The sequence below is a fragment of the Aeromonas dhakensis genome (assembly GCF_000820305.1).
GTDB classification, from domain to species: Bacteria; Pseudomonadota; Gammaproteobacteria; order Enterobacterales; family Aeromonadaceae; genus Aeromonas; species Aeromonas dhakensis.
Map to the genome: position 1 here is coordinate 24178 of NZ_CDBH01000015.1, position 16299 is coordinate 40476.

Sequence of the window (16299 nt, forward strand, 5' to 3'; positions counted from 1 at the left end):
GTTGCGGGCAGCCACATCTCCCCATGCTCCGTCACGACAGGCTCGCCCTGCGCCGGGGATGGGTGAAGGAGAGAACATGAGCCAATCATCTTACGGCCCGCTGTTCGAGGCCCTGGCCCACTACAACGACAAGCTGCTGGACATGGCCAAGGCTCAGACCGAGCGTACCGCCCAGGCCCTGCTGCAGACCAATCTCGACGATCTCGGCCAGGTGCTGGAACAGGGCAGCCAGCAGCCCTGGCAACTGATCAATGCCCAGATGAACTGGTGGCAGGATCAGCTCAAGCTGATGCAACACACCCTGCTCAAGAGCGCAGGCCAGCAGAGCGAGCCGGTCATCGCCCCGGAGCGCAGCGATCGCCGCTTCAAGGCCGATGCCTGGAGCGAGCAGCCCATTTATGACTACCTCAAGCAATCCTATCTGCTGACCGCCAGACACCTACTGGACTCGGTGGATGCCCTCGAAGGGGTGCCCCAGAAGAGCCGGGAGCGGCTGCGTTTCTTTACCCGCCAGTACATCAACGCCATGGCACCCAGCAACTTTCTGGCTACCAATCCGGAGCTGCTCAAGCTCACCCTGGAGTCAGACGGCCAGAATCTGGTGCGCGGGCTGACCCTGCTGGCCGAAGATCTCGAGCGCAGCGCCGATCACCTCAACATCCGCCTGACCGACGAATCCGCCTTCGAGCTGGGTCGTGATCTCGCACTGACCCCGGGCCGGGTGGTGCAACGCACCGAGCTGTATGAGCTCATCCAGTACAGCCCGACCACGGAGACGGTGGCCAGAACGCCGGTGCTGATCGTGCCGCCCTTCATCAACAAGTATTACATCATGGACATGCGGCCCCAGAACTCCCTGGTGGCCTGGCTGGTTGCCCAGGGCCAGACGGTGTTCATGATCTCCTGGCGCAACCCGGGGCCGGCCCAGGCCGACATCGATCTCGACGACTACGTGGTGGACGGCGTCATCGCCGCGCTGGATGGCGTGGAAGCGGCCACCGGCGAGCGGGAAGTGCACGGCATCGGTTACTGTATCGGCGGTACCGCCCTCTCCCTGGCCATGGGCTGGCTGGCCGCCCGGCGCCAGAAGCAGCGGGTTCGCTCCGCCACCCTGTTCACCACTTTGCTCGACTTCTCCCAGCCGGGAGAGCTTGGCATCTTCATCCACGAGCCCATCATTGCGGCGCTGGAGGCCCAGAACGAGGCCAAAGGCATCATGGATGGACGCCAGCTGGCGGTCTCCTTCAGCCTGCTGCGGGAGAACAGCCTCTACTGGAATTACTACATCGACAGCTATCTCAAGGGGCAGAGCCCGGTGGCGTTCGATCTGCTGCACTGGAACAGCGACAGCACCAACGTGGCGGGCAAGACCCACAACAGCCTGCTGCGCCGGCTCTATCTGGAAAACCAGCTGGTGAAGGGGGAGCTCAAGATCCGCCACACCCGCATCGATCTCGCCAAGGTGAAGACCCCGGTGCTGATGGTGTCGGCCATGGACGATCACATCGCCCTCTGGCAGGGCACCTGGCAGGGCATGAAGCTGTTCGGTGGCGAGCAGCGCTTCATCCTGGCCGAATCGGGCCACATCGCCGGCATCATCAATCCGCCGGATGCCAACAAGTACGGCTTCTGGCAGAACGACGCCGAAGCCGCCAGCCCCGAGGCGTGGCTCGCCGGTGCGACCCACACCCCGGGTTCCTGGTGGCCGCAGATGGCAGCCTTCATCCAGAGCCGGGAAGAGGATCCCGCCCCCATCCCCGCCCGCATTCCGAGCGAAGGGCTGGAGGCGGCGCCCGGTGGCTATGTCAAGGTACGGCTCAACCCGGTCTTTGCGCCGACTCCCGAGGAGGAGCCAGCATGAGCATGCTTCCCTTCGAGGTGGGCCTAAAGGCCAGTCTAACCAAGCGGTTCGGGGCGGCAGAGGTCGCGGCCTTTGCCGGGCTGTCGGAGGATTTCAATCCGCTGCACCTGGATCCCGCCTTCGCCGCCACCACGCCGTTCGAGCGCCCCATCGTGCACGGCATGCTGCTGGCCAGCCTCTTCTCGGGGCTGCTGGGTCAGCAACTGCCGGGCAAGGGCACCGTCTATCTCGGTCAGAGCCTCGCCTTCAAGCAGCCGGTGTTTGTGGGGGATGAGGTGACGGCAGAGGTGGAGATCATCGCCCTGCGCAGCGACAAGCCCATCATCACCCTGGCCACCCGCATCCTGACGGCAACCGGCGCCATCGCCGTCAGCGGGGAAGCCGTGGTGAAGTTTGGCTAAAAGCGGTTTGCCCCATGATCTCAGTCAGCCCGGCCAGTGCCGGGCTGACTGCTATGGCGTGCGCCCCGAAAATGCTCTTGCAAGCCACTATTGCCCGCAGACAGCGTCCTTGCCCTTTCCTTGACGACCCGAACTGCCTAGAATAATCGCCCTGCTGTTTCAGCCATTTATCCACGAGAGGATTTTCCATGGAGACGTTTCTGCTCGAAGGGCACCCCTTTATTGCCCTGTGTGACCTTATCAAACATCAGGGGTGGGCTGATTGTGGCGGCGCAGCCAAGGCGCTGATCGCCGACGGTCTGGTCGAGGTAAACGGTCAGGTGGAGACCCGCAAGCGCTGCAAAATAGTGGCCGGCCAGGTAGTCAACTTCAACGGCATGAAGGTGGTCGTGAAAGAGGGCGTCAGCCCCGAGATCCTCTGACCTCGCTTGAATCTTGAATAAGGGCGCCGACGCGCCCTTTGGCATTCAGCTGGCCTTGATCGACAGGGTCAGCACGAAGCGCGCCATCGCCTCATCCCCGTTCAGTGACGGGCAGGTGGCCACCACCTGGATGGGGCGGTTGATGCGTTGACCACTCGCCAGCGACTCGTCGATCATGGCGTCGATCTCCTCCCCGGCCGCGCAGTCAAACTGCACATCCCCCTCGGGCCGTTTCAGAAACTCCCCCTGCACATCCTTGAAGGCGAAATGCACCTTCTTGCGCCGCTGCCGCCCCTTCTCCATCACCAGCAGACCGCCCACCAGATCGGCGCCGGTGGCCAGCGCGCCAAAGTACATGCTGCCCAGGTGGTTGCGGGTGCGCCAGCCGAGCGGAATGCGGATGCGCAGCGCCTTGGCGCTCATCTCTTCGATGACGGGGGCACAAAAACCGATGACGGGAATGTAGCGCCAGGCAAAGAGCCGCAGCGCCAGGTTGGCCTTCAAACGTTGCAAATCCATATGCGAACTGATCCGATGAGTTGATGTAAACAACATGTTGCCAGCATGGCTGGCGTTCGACAAGGACGCGGATCACGCTGCCGCCATTTCTCCAGCCCAAAAAAAGAGGGAACCGCAATGGTTCCCTCTGCTCGTTTCTGTGGCTGTCAGGCCCGCTTCTCCTCGAGCCAGGCTCCCTGGCTCTGCATCTCGAACAGCTGGGCATAGTGGCCACCCAGCGCCATCAGCTCGCCATGGGTACCCCGCTCGTTCACCTGACCGCGGGAGAGCAGCAGGATCTCGTCTGCGTCGACGATGGTCGAGAGGCGGTGGGCGATGGCGATGGTAGTGCGACCACGGCGTGCCGCCGCCAGCGCCGAAGAGAGGGCCAGTTCGGTCTGGGAGTCCACGCTGGCGGTCGCCTCATCCAGAATGAGGATGCGCGGATCTCCCACCAGGGCGCGGGCAAAGGAGAGCAGCTGACGCTGACCGGCGGAGAGGTTCTTGCCCCCCTCCTCCATCAGGGTGTTCAAGCCCTCCGGCAGGCTCAGCACGAACTCGGCCAGCTGCACCTCGGTCAGTGCCTGCCACAGGCGCGCCTCGTCGATCCCGTCACGGCCGAGACGCAGGTTTTCGGCCAGGGTGCCGACGAAGATGAAGGGATCCTGCTGTACCAGGCCGATGCTGCGGCGCACCGCCGAGAGCGACAAGCTCGCCATCTGGTGATCATCGAAGCGGATGGTGCCCTGATCCAGCGGGTAGAAACCCATCAGCAGGCTGATGATGGTGGACTTGCCGCTGCCGGTGTGGCCCACCAGCGCCAGCATCTGGCCGGGACGGGCAGCAAAGCTCACATCCCGCAGCACCTGCTGCTCGCCATCGTAGGAGAAGCCCACCCGCTCGAAGCTCACCTGCCCCTTGAGTGGGCGCATCTCGCCCGCGGTGCTCTCGCGCGCTTCATCAAGCAGGGCAAAGACCCGCTCTCCGGCCACCATGGCTTGCTGCAACTGGTTGAGCTGGTTGGTCATCTCGATGAGCGGCTCGATCATCCGCCCCAGATAGCTGATGAAGGCGTAGAGCACCCCCACCTGGATGGCACCCTCCGCACTCAGTCCCTCGCGGGCAAACAGCGCCAACAGGCCGATCAGCACCATCATGTAGAAGAGATCGATGAGCGGGCGCAGCAAAATGCCGTTGATCTTGAGGCTCTTGAGGCGCGCCGCCCAGTGCTGCTGGTTCACCTCGGCAAAGGCGTTGGCGAAGTGGCGCTCCTGCACCATGGCCTGAATGACCGGCATCCCCTGCAGCGACTCGTTGAGGCGGCTGTTGATGTCGGAGAGCAGGCTGCGGGTCGCCCGCACCACGGGCACACTCAGTTTCTGATAGAGCCACATCACCCCGCCCACCGCCGGCAACAGGCAGGCACACACCAGCATCAGCCGCAGATCCAGCAGCGCCATGGAGATGAGGATGCCGCACAGCAGCACCACCTTCTGCACCAAGAGCCCGATCACCTGCACATAAAGGTTCATGATCGCCTCGGTGTCGTTGGTGATGCGGGAGATGAGCGAGCCGGAGCGGTGCTGGTCAAAGTAGCGGGCCGGCAACCGGATGGCGGTGGCAAATACCTGCTCGCGCAGGCGCTGCACCACCGCCTGGGCGATGCGGTTGAAGCGCAGGGACTGCAGGTAGAAACCGGCCGCAGACAGTACCTGCAGACCGAGATAACCGGCGGCAATGGCCGCGATGGCGGGCCACACCAGCTGGCGCGGCGCCAGATAGTCGTCGATGAACAGCTTGATGAGCAGGGGGCCGGCCACTTCGGCGCCGGTGGCCAGCAGCAGGCAGATCCCGGCCTGAATGAGCCAGCGCGGGTAACGGGCACAGTACCCGAGCAGTCGTTTGATGGTCGGGTTCACAGGCCCTCCTCCACGTCTTGCTCGAGACGCTGATAACGGACCATGTCCGCATACCAGCCGTTGTGGGCCATCAGGGTGCCGTGGCGACCCCGCTCACTGACATGGCCCTGCTCCAGCACCAGGATCTCGTCGGCCTGCTCCACCGCCGTCATCCGGTGGCTGACCAGGATCAAGGTCCGTTTGTGGGCCTTGAGGGCGTGCAGGATCTGCTGCTCGGTGTGAGCATCCACCGCCGAGAGCGCATCGTCCAGCACCAGGATCGGCGCCTCCAGCAGCAGGGCGCGGGCGATGGCGAGCCGCTGTTTCTGACCGCCGGAGAGGGTCACCCCCTTCTCCCCCACTTCGGTCTCATAGCCCTTGGGAAAGCGGCTGATGTCATCGTGCACGCAGGCGATGCGTGCCACCCGCTCAATCTCCTCACGGCTCGCATCGGGGCGGCCAAGGGCGATGTTGGCGGCGATGGTGGTGGAGAAGAGGAACGGCTCCTGCGGCACATAGGCAAACTGGCTGCGCAGCTCACCCAGCGCCAGTTGCGAGATGGGCACCTCCCCCATGCGGATCTCCCCCGCGGTGGGGTTGGCCAGTCGCATCAACAGCTTGAGCAGGGAACTCTTGCCCGCCCCGGTGCGCCCGACGATCCCCAGCATGCCGCTGGCTTGCAGGGTGAACTCCACATTGCGCAGCAGGGTGCGCTGCTCGAGCTGGTAGCTGAGTGCCACGGCGCGCAGCGGAAAGGCCGAGGCCAGCGCCACCGGGTGAACCGGCTCTTCGATGTCGCTGCGCTCGGCCAGCAGGCTCTCGATCCGCGAATAGGCGGCGCTGCCGCGCTCTATGATGTTGAACAGCCAGGCGATGGCGAACATGGGCCAGATCAGCTGACCGAGGTACATGGTGAAGCTGGTGAGCTCCCCCAGGGTCAGCTCGTCACGCAGCACCAGAGCGCTGCCGCCCGCCACCGCGAGGAAGTAGGAGCAGCCGATGCACAGGTAAATCACGGGGTCGAACTTGGCATCAATACGGGCCACCGCCATGTTGCAGGCGCCCGCCTCCCGGGTCAGCTCGGCAAAACCGCGATCTTCAAGCGACTCCACCGCGTAGGACTTGAGCACCCGCACGCCGGAGAGCGCCTCCTGGGTCTTGTTGTTGAGCCGCGAGAAGGCCCCCTGCGCCGCCTTGAACTCCTTGTAGATCTGGGTGCCGAAGCGGTTCATGAAGAACGCCATCACCGGCAGCGGCAACAGAGAGAGCAGGGTCAGCTGCCAGGAGTACTGGCTGCACATGATGGAGAGCACCAGCACCCCGACGATCATGGAGTCCACCAGGGTCAGCACCCCTTCCCCGGCGGTCATCTCCACCGCCTGGATGTCGTTGGTGGCGTGGGCCATCAGATCGCCGGTGCGGTGGCGCTGGTAAAAATCCGGGCTCATGCGGGTAAAGTGGCCAAAGAGCCGGTTGCGCAGCACATAGGCCAGCCGGTAGGAGGCACCAAACAACATGACCCGCCACACGTAGCGCAGCAGATAGATGAGCAGACCCAGGCCAAACAAGCCGGCCAGATAACCGGTCAGGGTGGCGCTGTCCAGCGACCCTTTGGCGATGCCATCCACCACCCAGCCCACCACCTTGGGCGGGATCACGGTCAACAGGGCCACCATCATCAACAGCGAGATGGCGACCAGGTAACGCTGCCACTGCTCCTTGAAGAACCAGCCCAGCCTTGCAAATACGCTCACGTAGATATCCTTTGTCGCGGCAGGCCGAAGCTGCCGCCCGTCATGGAAAGCCCAATGCAATCGCCCCCAGCAGGGGGCGATACGAGGAGGTCATGATAGCCTGAAGCAGAAGGCTTGAGAATTATTGCTATTTCACTTGTTACAACAAACGATCATCGCGCTGTTCAAAGGCACCATACGATGCTTCATGCTGCTCTCCGGTCAGCAGGAAGTGAGACACCTCCTCCCGGGTCAGACTGAAGACCTGCTGCAACTGCTCCAGATCCTGCTCGGTGAGCTCTTCCTGCTGGCGCAGTCGCCACTCCAGCTCGCCGGCGAGGATCTGCAGGCGGGAGGCGGAGATGTTGGCGGAAACCCCCTTGAGGGTATGCAGCAACCGGCAGGCGATGTCGGGCTGCTGGCGACGCAGGGCGGAGCGGATCTCCCACAGGTCATCCTTGTGCTCCGACATGAACAGCTTGAACAGGATCTGCAGTGCCTCCTTGTCCTGCTCCAGCCGTCTAAGGGCATCATCCAGATCCAGCACTCCCATCAGATCGGGCGGCTTTACCTCCAGCGGCACCAGCCGCTCGCCGCTGGCGCTCTTCACCCACTGCAACAGGTTGTTGTAGAGATCGAGCTTGCTGACCGGCTTGGTGACATAGCCATTCATCCCCACGCCGAGGCAGCGTTCCCTGTCTCCCGGCATGGCGCTGGCCGTCAGGGCGATGATGGGCACATCGTGCTTGTCGACCATCTTGCGGATTTGACGGGTGGCATCCAGCCCGTCCAGCACCGGCATCTGCAAGTCCATCAGGATCACGTCGAAGGGCTGCTCGGCCACCCGCTCGACCGCCTCCCGGCCGTTGCCCACCACGGTCACCAGGGCATCGACCCGGCGCAGATATTCGATGATGAGCTGCTGGTTGACCCGGTTGTCCTCCGCCAGCAGCACCCGGGTGCCTTGCAGCAGCTCGCGAAAATGCTGCTGGTCGCCCTGCACCTCGGCCTGGCGGAACTGCTGATCGTGTGAACTGCCGTTGAGCAGCTCGTCCACCTTGGCCAGCAGGGCATTTTCGGTCATCGGCTTGGGCAGAAAATGGGTCAGCCCCATGCTCTCCATCCGCCCGTGCAGTCCCTCCTTGGCCCAGGCACTGGTCATCAGGATGGGCAGCCGGCGCCACTGGCTGTGCTGGTACATCTCGAGCGCCAGATCCAGCCCATCCTCCTGCCCCATGCGCCAGTCGAGAATGGCCAGCCGGACGTTCTGCCCCTCTTCCCGCAGCACCTGACGAGCCCGCGAGAGGCTGTTGACCGCCATCACCCTGGCCCCGGCCCGGCCCAGGATATCCTTGGCCAGGTCAAGCACCAGCTCGTTGTCATCCATCACCAGCACCAGCGGCTGGTTTTCGAAGAAAACCCGCCGCCCGGAGACGCCGTACACCGCCTTGGTCATGGGGATCTCGAACTGAAACACCGAGCCCGCACCCGGTTTGCTCTGCACCGTGATCCGCCCTCCCATCAGCTCCACCAGCCGCTGGGAGATGTTGAGACCAAGCCCGGAGCCGCCATATTTGCGAGTGTTGCCCGCCTCCAGCTGGGTGAAGGGCTGGAACAGCTGGGCCTGTTTCTCCTCGGCAATGCCGATGCCGGTGTCGCGCACGCTGAAACGCACCTGCATGGGATGGGGGTTGACCAGGGTGATGGACACCTCCACCTCGCCCCGCTCGGTAAACTTGATGGCGTTGTTGACCAGATTGACCAGCACCTGACCGAGGCGCAGCGGGTCGCCGCGCAGAAAGTCGGGCACCGCCGGCGACTTGTTGATGATCACCTCGACATGCTTGCGTTCGGCCAGATCGGCGAACATGCCCGCCAGCGAGTCGATCTGCTCGCTGAGATCGAAATCGATCTCCTCCAGCGTCAGCTTGCCGGACTCCACCTTGGTCAGGTCCAGGATGTCGTTGATGAGCAGCAGCAAGGTATCCGATGAGGATTTGATCTTGCTGAGATAATCGCGCTGCTGTTGATCCAGCTCGGTCTGCAGCGCCAGCGAGCTGAAGCCGATGATGGCGTTCATGGGGGTGCGGATCTCGTGGCTCATGTTGGCCAGAAAGTCGCTCTTGGCCTGGGCCAGCAAACCGGTCTGACGCGACAGCTCGCTCAGCTTCTGATTGCGCCGCCACAGGGTCACCGCCACCAGTCCGAAGCAGAGCATGGCCCCCCCCAGCACCATCAGATAGAAGCGACTCTTGAGAGAGGAGGCCTGCTCCATCTTGCTCTGTTTCCAGCGCGACAACCCCTCCAGCTCGTGCATGTCGATGACCTGGTTGCGCAGCACGTGATACGCCACGACCTGATGGCTGACATCCTCGCTCAGCTGGGCCAACCCGACTACCTCGGGATAAGCGGGATAGGCTGTCTTGAGACGGCGCTGCAGGGCCTGCAACTGCTGTTGCTCCCCCTTGTCCCAGCTGCGTTTGAGGTAATTGCTGAGCTGGGCCAGCTCGGTCAGATCGATGGCCAGCGGCGCGTCCGCCGGCAGGGTTGCCAGCAAGCCGTTCAGCTGCTTTTGAAAGGGCTGCTCTATGTACTCGATCGCCATCTCCATGGAGTAGAGCTTGGCGAGATCAAGCAGATAGCTGTCGATATCGTGCAACAGCGATTGAGAGTGTGGATTGTCGGCCGAATCGGGGTCGTTGCGCACCTGGCGTACGAAACTGTCGAGGTTGCTCGACAGCTGATTGAGACGCTGCTGTACATTGCCGTCGTTGGCCTTCTCGCGCCCCAGCAGATAGACGGTATCGGTATTGACCCGGTTGAGGATCAACTCCGCCGCCACGCTGAGCTCCGAGGCTTTCTGCTGCTGGCTGAGCAGTTGCCAGCAATAGCCGGAAAACGCCAGCAGCGATACGATGATCAGGCTAAGTACAACACGATTGACCCGTGTCACATTATTCATCCCGTCTCGATTCTCATGTCATGGCCATGCATCCACCGACATCACGTCGCTACGGGATCACTGGCTGTGAAAGATAATTGACTGCTATGTTACCGTTACTCTGCCCTGACAGTGCAATAAAGATGTTGCAGGGCTTATGCATACAGGAATCAATTATGTCATTTATCACTACCTATTGTAGCCATTGCTTCACCAGGAACCGCCTGCCCGAGGAGAATGTGGATTCAAACGCGAAGTGTGGTCGCTGCAAGAGCGGACTGTTCGCCACCACCCCGGTCACCGGCCAGGAGCAGCAGTTCGATACCCTGATCCAGTCCGACATCCCGGTCGTGGTCGACTTCTGGGCCAGCTGGTGTGGACCATGCCTTCAATTTTCACCTGTTTTTCAACAAGTTGCCAGTGAACTTGAGCCAAAAATCCGCTTCGTCAAGGTCGATACCGAGCAACAGGCCGCCATCGCGGCCCGCTACGCCATTCGCAGCATCCCCACCCTGATGGTATTCAAGCAGGGCAAGATGCTGGCTCAGCGCAGCGGCTCCCTGCCCCCCAGTCTGTTCAAGGAGTGGCTTGCCTCCTTCCTGATCAGCCACAAATGATACCAACTTGTTTAATTTATGTTTTCTTTATGTTTTAACTTATCTTGACTCTGTGAGTCTCGGCATGCTTTGACCAGATCCCCCTGTTTCAAACGGGGGGATGAATGTAATCTCGGCAACACAACAACAACCATAAATTAACCGAGAGAACGATATGCACACATCTGCAGTACCCTCTACTACCCCATCACGCTGGCTGGACGTCAAATCCGGGATCGTCATCCTGGATGTCCTGCTGCTCTGTGCCATGCTCGCCTGGCTGCCGTTTGACCCCAACGTCAACAAGGGGCTGGGGATCCTGGTCTTCATCGCCATTCTCTGGCTGACAGAAGCAGTCAACATCACCATCACGGCCCTCTCCATCCCGGTACTTGCGACCCTGCTCGGGGTGTTTGACATGAGCAAGTCCCTGACGGATTTCGCCAACCCGGTGCTGTTTCTCTTCTTCGGCGGCTTCGCACTGGCTGCAGCCCTCTCCAAACAAGGGCTGGATACCCAGATCGCCGCCAAGGTGATGCAGCTTGCCAAGGGTCACCTCGGCTGGGCCGCCATCGTGCTCTTCACCATCACGGCCGCCCTCTCCATGTGGATCAGCAACACCGCCACCGCCGCCATGATGATGCCGCTGGCCCTCGGCATGCTCAAAGGCATCGACGCCCACAAGGAGCGCCGCACCCTGGTCTTCGTCCTGCTGGGGGTCGCCTACAGCGCCAGCATCGGCGGTATCGGCACCCTGGTGGGCAGCCCGCCCAACGCCATCGCGGCCGCCCAGATGGGGCTGGGTTTCACCGACTGGATGAAGTTTGGCATCCCGGTGGTGCTTATCTTCATGCCGGTGGGCATCGGCCTGCTGTATCTGGTGACGCGCCCCGACCTCTCCCATCAGGTCAGCACCGAGAAGGTGACCATCCAGTGGACCGGTCAACGCAAGATCACCCTGCTCATCTTCCTGACCACGGTACTGCTGTGGATCGGCTCCCAACCCATCGCCAAGGCAATGGGGGGCATTCCCCAGTTCGATACCCTGATCGCCATGGGCGCCATCGTGGCCATTGCCATCAGCCGGGTGGCCAGCTGGGATGACATCAACCAGAACACCGACTGGGGCGTGCTGATGCTGTTCGGCGGTGGCCTCACCTTAAGCGCCATCCTGAAGCAGACCGGCGCCAACGCCTTCCTGGCGGAACACCTCTCCAACGGTCTGGCCACCATGCCGATCTTCATCATTCTGCTCTGCCTGGCCGCGTTCGTGGTGTTCCTGACCGAGCTGGTCTCCAACACCGCCACCGCCGCCCTGCTGGTGCCGCTGTTTGCCGGGGTCGCCGAGGCGCTGGGGGTCTCCCCCATCGTCGTTTCCGTGCTGATCGCCGTCGGCGCCTCCTGCGCCTTCATGCTGCCGGTGGCCACCCCGCCCAATGCTATCGTGTTCGCCAGCGGTTACATCAAACAACGTGAGATGATGCGGGCCGGCCTGGTGCTGAACCTGGTCTTCACCGTCATTCTGACCATGCTCGCCTACTTCATGGGCGACATACTGCACTGACAAACCAGATACCAAGGCCCCTGACGGGGCCTTTTTTATTGCCTCTCTCGCCTGCCGACACTCGAGTGCGCACCTTTTTCTCCCGTCCTCAGCCCCCTCATTCGACGTCACACGTCCTCAAATAGCAGAACTGTATGCAGAGGGTGGCAATGGGCAGTCGGGCAGTCGGGCAGTCGGGCAGTCGGGCAGTCGGGCAGTTGGGCAGTTGGGCAGTTGGGCAGTTGGGCAGTTGGGCAGTTTGCTTTTGTCCCGCATTCACACAACCAACGCCGCCCACGCCCAATAAAAAAACCCCCGCATGGCGGGGGTTTGGGTTTGCTCTCTGGTCAGCCGATGCTGCAGGGCTTCAGATTCCAGATCCGATCCACATAGTCCTGGATGGAGCGGTCGGAGTTGAACTTGCCCATGGTGGCCGAGTTGATGATGGCCTTCTTGGCCCACAGTGCCGGATCCCGATACCAGGTATCGATCAGCTTGTGTGCTTCCGAGTAGGAGGCAAAATCGGCCAGCGTCAGGTAGGGATCCCCCCCTTCCAGCAAGGAGCGCTTGATGGAGGAGAGCTCGCCCGGACGACCCGGCGTGAAGTAGTCGGTATCAAACCAGTCCAGCACGGCTTTGAGCTCGGAGTTGGCGTAGTAGAAGTCATAAGGGTTGTAACCACGCCCCTTCAGTGCCTTCACCTCGTCCACGTTCAGACCGAAGATGGCGCAGTTCTCGGCCCCCGCCTCTTCGGCGATCTCGATGTTGGCGCCGTCCAGGGTACCTATGGTGATGGCACCGTTCAGGGCCATCTTCATGTTGCCAGTACCGGAGGCTTCATAACCGGCAGTGGAGATCTGCTCGGAGACGTCGGCCGCCGGGATCAGCTTCTCGGCCAGGCTCACCCGGTAGTTCGGCATGAACACCACTTTCAGCTTGCCCTGAATGCGGGTGTCATTGTTGACCCGCTCCGCCAGCTTGTTGATGGCGTAGATGATGTCCTTGGCCAGCTTGTAACCGGGCGCCGCCTTGGAGCCGAAGATGAATACCCGCGGATGCATGTCGTAGTCGGGGTTGGCCAGCAGACGACGATAGAGCGCCATGATGTGGATGAGGTTCAGTTGCTGGCGCTTGTACTCGTGCAGACGCTTGATCTGGACGTCGAAGATCGCCTCGGCACTGACCTCGATACCGGTTTCCGCCTTGATGACCTTGACCAGCTTCTCCTTGTTGTGGCGCTTGATGGTCATGAACTGCTTCTGGAAGGCCTTGTCGTCGGCAAACTTGGTGACGCTGCGCAGCTTGTCCAGTTGCAGCGGCCACTCCTTGCCCACCACTTCGTTGTAGAGCTCGGCCAGTTCCGGGTTGCAGGCCAGCAGCCAGCGACGGGGGGTCACGCCGTTGGTGACGTTGCACATCTTCTCGGGCCACAGCTCGGCATACTCGGGGAAGAGATCTTCCTTCACCAGCTTGGAGTGGATCTCGGCCACGCCGTTCACCTTGGAGGAGCCGATGACACACAGGTTGCCCATGCGCACCTTGCGCACCGCTCCCTCTTCGATGATGGAGAGCTTGGCCTTGATGGCGTCGTTGCCCGGCCACTTGGGCTCCACCAGCTCGCCCAGGAAACGGGCGTTGATTTCGTAAATGATCTCGAGATGGCGCGGCAGCACCTTCTCGAACAGGCTGACCGACCACTTCTCCAGCGCTTCCGGCAGCAGGGTGTGGTTGGTGTAGGAGAACACCTGGTAGCTGATGGCCCAGGCCGCTTCCCAGGTCAGCCCCTCTTCGTCCACCAGCACCCGCATCAGTTCGGGGATGGCGACGGTGGGGTGGGTATCGTTGAGCTGAATGGCGATCTGGGCGGCAAAGTTGCTGAAATCGGCGCCATGCACCCGCTTGTAGCGACGCATGATGTCCTTGATGGAGCAGGCACAGAAGAAGTACTGCTGGATCAGGCGCAGCTCTTTGCCCGCGTCGGTCTCGTCGTTCGGATAGAGCACCTTGGAGATGGTCTCGGCCTGGGCTTTTTCCGCCTGGGAGTCGATATAACCACCAGCGTTGAACACGTCCCAGTCAAAAAACTCGGAGGCGCGAGACTCCCACAGGCGCAGGATGTTGACGGTATGACCGCCAAAACCGACTACCGGAATATCCCAGGGCACCCCTTTGATCTTGCGACCGGCGTGCCACACCTTCTTGAGGCCGCCGTTGTCACCAAAGACGGTCTCCACGTAACCGTAGAGCGGGATCTCCTGCACCGATTCCGGGCGGCAGATCTCCCAAGGGTTGCCATATTCGCGCCAGGAGTCCGGACGCTCAATCTGACGGCCATCCTGAATTTCCTGACGGAACAGACCGTGCTCGTAGTGGATGCCATAGCCGACCGCCGGGTAGTTCAGGGTCGCCAGCGAATCGATGAAGCAGGCGGCCAGACGGCCCAGGCCGCCGTTGCCGAGTGCCATGTCGGGCTCTTGTTCACACAGATCGGTCAGTTCCAGACCGAGTTCGCCCAACGCCTCTTCGCAAATCTTGTACAGGGAGAGGTTGTGCAGGTTGTTGGAGGTCAGGCGCCCCATCAGGAATTCAGCAGAGAGATAGTGAATTGCACGAGTATCTTTCTTGAAGTGAGTCTGCTGAGTGCGGGTCAGGCGCTCGTACACCTGTTCGTTGACGGCGGCTGCGGTCGCTTTCCACCACGCTTCTGGCGAGGCTTTCTGTTCGCTTGTACCCAAGGTAGAACGCAGGTGACGCACGATACTCGCCTTGAGCTGATCTTTATCCAGTTGGAGATCCTGGTCTGTCTTCTTCTTGGTAGCCATAAACCATTTCCTTCGTTACAGAATAATAAATTGTTATCCCATCAGGGACCGGTGCTGTTGTTATCTGAGAATATGTTCCGGCGTGGGCATACTAGCTAAAGCCGCAGCTTGAAAAGTTAACGCAAGTCACACTTTAACGTATAAAAATGACAGTTCAAGTTTGAAAACCCTTTCCTGAAACCTGCAAACACAAACCCATCATTTCCTTTAAAATCAAAACCTTAAGTCTATATCGCAAATATAAATTCATGAATAGGTTTTCAACGATTGCCAAGCGCTGAAAATCCATGAAAATAACTGAAAATTCAGCGCACATTGAAAACGATTTCAATGTGCGCCATTCATGAAAAAATAGAACAGTGCCATTCGGGGAGTGTTCGCCGATCAACCGTGAGCCTTGAACTGGTTGCTCATGGGATCGTAGTGGTAGCCAATCTGCAACAGGCGGGTGGCAAGCTGGTCTTCCGTCATGTCGTAATAGGCCAGCAATTCCTCCAGCCCGTCGCACTCCAGGCGCAGCTTCTCATTGATGATCCCGAGCAGGATATTGGCATCCAGTCGTTGCAAGGTGCTGACGTCCATCCTCATCTCTCCTCTGTACAGGACATACTGTATAACCATGGGCGCCCCTGCCCGCTTTGTCCATAGCCTGAAAAACACCCACCTCAAGATTGAAGTTTATATATTTTAAAATCAATTAGTTAACTTCTTTCATTACCGTTCAGATCACATTTTTGGCCACAAACGGCTTGTCACTACTGCGAACAACAACTACTGTATGCGCATACAGCATGGTTATTCATACAGGAAAACATATGAGCCAGCCCATGAGCCACACCCTTGTCTCCGTCGCCAGCATGAGCACCCCCTGGCCCACTCGCCATCAGGGCAAGCAGGACGAATATCGCCACTCTGCGAGCCTCACCCGGGAGCCGCCGCTGCTCGATGAGCTGGTGCGCTTGAGCCAGGGTGACACGGGCTGGATCCTGCTCATCGCGCCACCCGGTCTGCCCGTGGCCAAACAGTTGCAGGCACAGGGGATCAATCCGGCTCGGGTACTGGTGGTACACAGCCCCAAGATCAAGAACTGGCAATCCACGCTGGAGCAGAGTCTGGGCAACGGCCGCTGCGCCGCCGTGCTGACCTGGCTTCCGGAACAGGTCACGCTGGATCGGGTCAAGCTGAGCAAGCTGGGGCAACGCTGTGGCGTATTGACCCGTTTCTTCGAGCCAGTCGCCTCCTCCCCCGCTCATGGTGGCTCGCTGGTCTATGGCGGACAAGATGTCTATCTCAATCACTGATCCACCCAATCGTGTGAGAAGACATGCGGTTAGGTTGATTTGACAGCGGTTTTTGAATTGGGTGATGAATCGTTTGCCAATCACAGAGTAAAAAGAGCCCTTGCTACCAGACAACAGTGGCAAGGGTGAAGAGACGCCAGCCGACTGACGGACGTGGGATCCAGCGTTGACAGCCTTGTGCACCACGCACAGAGAGCGTCAGTTGGCAGTTCAAATTCGCACGACTGACACGCAGAGGAAAAGAAAAGGCGACCCTGGGGTCGCCTTCGTTTTGTTTGTTATG

At 60.7% G+C, this 16299-nt stretch carries 12 protein-coding genes; 6 read left to right on the forward strand and 6 right to left on the reverse strand.

Annotated elements, in window-relative coordinates:
* Nucleotides 1–76 precede the first annotated feature (76 nt).
* The 3 genes from BN1143_RS01205 to ybcJ all read left to right on the forward strand — a co-directional run bounded on the left by BN1143_RS01205 (nt 77) and on the right by ybcJ (nt 2684).
* Entirely contained in the window at nt 77–1861 is a 1785-nt protein-coding gene (locus BN1143_RS01205) for a class I poly(R)-hydroxyalkanoic acid synthase (RefSeq protein WP_042049353.1), read from the forward strand.
* Nucleotides 1858–2262, forward strand: a complete 405-nt coding sequence (locus BN1143_RS01210; protein WP_042049354.1) for a MaoC family dehydratase — start codon at nt 1858–1860, stop codon at nt 2260–2262. The genes BN1143_RS01205 and BN1143_RS01210 overlap by 4 nt, the downstream gene beginning before the upstream one ends.
* Before the next feature lie 188 nt (nt 2263–2450).
* Nucleotides 2451–2684 (forward strand): ribosome-associated protein YbcJ, encoded by a 234-nt coding sequence (gene ybcJ / locus BN1143_RS01215; RefSeq protein WP_005300419.1) that lies wholly within the window; start codon nt 2451–2453, stop codon nt 2682–2684.
* Nucleotides 2685–2729: 45 nt separating this feature from the next.
* On the opposite strand, the gene BN1143_RS01220 is transcribed toward ybcJ, so the two are convergent.
* From BN1143_RS01220 to BN1143_RS01235, 4 genes are all read right to left on the reverse strand, one after another.
* The gene (locus tag BN1143_RS01220) at nt 2730–3203 is read right to left on the reverse strand and encodes a DUF4442 domain-containing protein (protein WP_005300417.1); all 474 of its coding nucleotides are present in this window, start codon (nt 3201–3203) and stop codon (nt 2730–2732) included.
* A 146-nt stretch (nt 3204–3349) separates the two neighbouring features.
* Nucleotides 3350–5101, reverse strand: a complete 1752-nt coding sequence (locus BN1143_RS01225) for an ABC transporter transmembrane domain-containing protein (RefSeq protein ID WP_042049357.1) — start codon at nt 5099–5101, stop codon at nt 3350–3352.
* Nucleotides 5098–6834 (reverse strand): ABC transporter transmembrane domain-containing protein, encoded by a 1737-nt coding sequence (locus tag BN1143_RS01230; RefSeq protein WP_042049358.1) that lies wholly within the window; start codon nt 6832–6834, stop codon nt 5098–5100. Before BN1143_RS01230 ends, BN1143_RS01225 begins: the two co-directional genes overlap by 4 nt.
* 139 nt (nt 6835–6973) lie before the next feature.
* Entirely contained in the window at nt 6974–9775 is a 2802-nt protein-coding gene (locus BN1143_RS01235) for a response regulator (protein ID WP_042049359.1), read from the reverse strand.
* A gap of 155 nt (nt 9776–9930) precedes the next feature.
* Between BN1143_RS01235 and trxC the strand changes: the two genes are divergently transcribed.
* Both trxC and BN1143_RS01245 read left to right on the forward strand, forming a co-directional pair.
* Nucleotides 9931–10371 carry a thioredoxin TrxC gene (gene trxC / locus BN1143_RS01240; RefSeq protein WP_042049360.1) on the forward strand — a complete coding sequence of 147 codons (441 nt, stop codon included), beginning with the start codon at nt 9931–9933 and terminating at the stop codon, nt 10369–10371.
* Nucleotides 10372–10525: 154 nt separating this feature from the next.
* On the forward strand, nt 10526–11914 hold the full coding sequence (locus tag BN1143_RS01245; protein WP_005300397.1) for an SLC13 family permease: 1389 nt from the start codon (nt 10526–10528) through the stop codon (nt 11912–11914).
* A 326-nt stretch (nt 11915–12240) separates the two neighbouring features.
* On the opposite strand, the gene BN1143_RS01250 is transcribed toward BN1143_RS01245, so the two are convergent.
* Together BN1143_RS01250 and BN1143_RS01255 are read right to left on the reverse strand one after the other, a co-directional pair.
* Nucleotides 12241–14715, reverse strand: a complete 2475-nt coding sequence (locus tag BN1143_RS01250) for a glycogen/starch/alpha-glucan phosphorylase (protein ID WP_005300394.1) — start codon at nt 14713–14715, stop codon at nt 12241–12243.
* Nucleotides 14716–15099: 384 nt separating this feature from the next.
* On the reverse strand, nt 15100–15297 hold the full coding sequence (locus BN1143_RS01255) for a DUF4250 domain-containing protein (RefSeq protein ID WP_005300391.1): 198 nt from the start codon (nt 15295–15297) through the stop codon (nt 15100–15102).
* A 233-nt stretch (nt 15298–15530) separates the two neighbouring features.
* Here BN1143_RS01255 and BN1143_RS01260 point away from each other — a divergent pair, with 233 nt between their 5' ends.
* Nucleotides 15531–16016, forward strand: a complete 486-nt coding sequence (locus BN1143_RS01260; protein ID WP_042049361.1) for a cell division inhibitor — start codon at nt 15531–15533, stop codon at nt 16014–16016.
* Nucleotides 16017–16299: the final 283 nt, after the last annotated feature.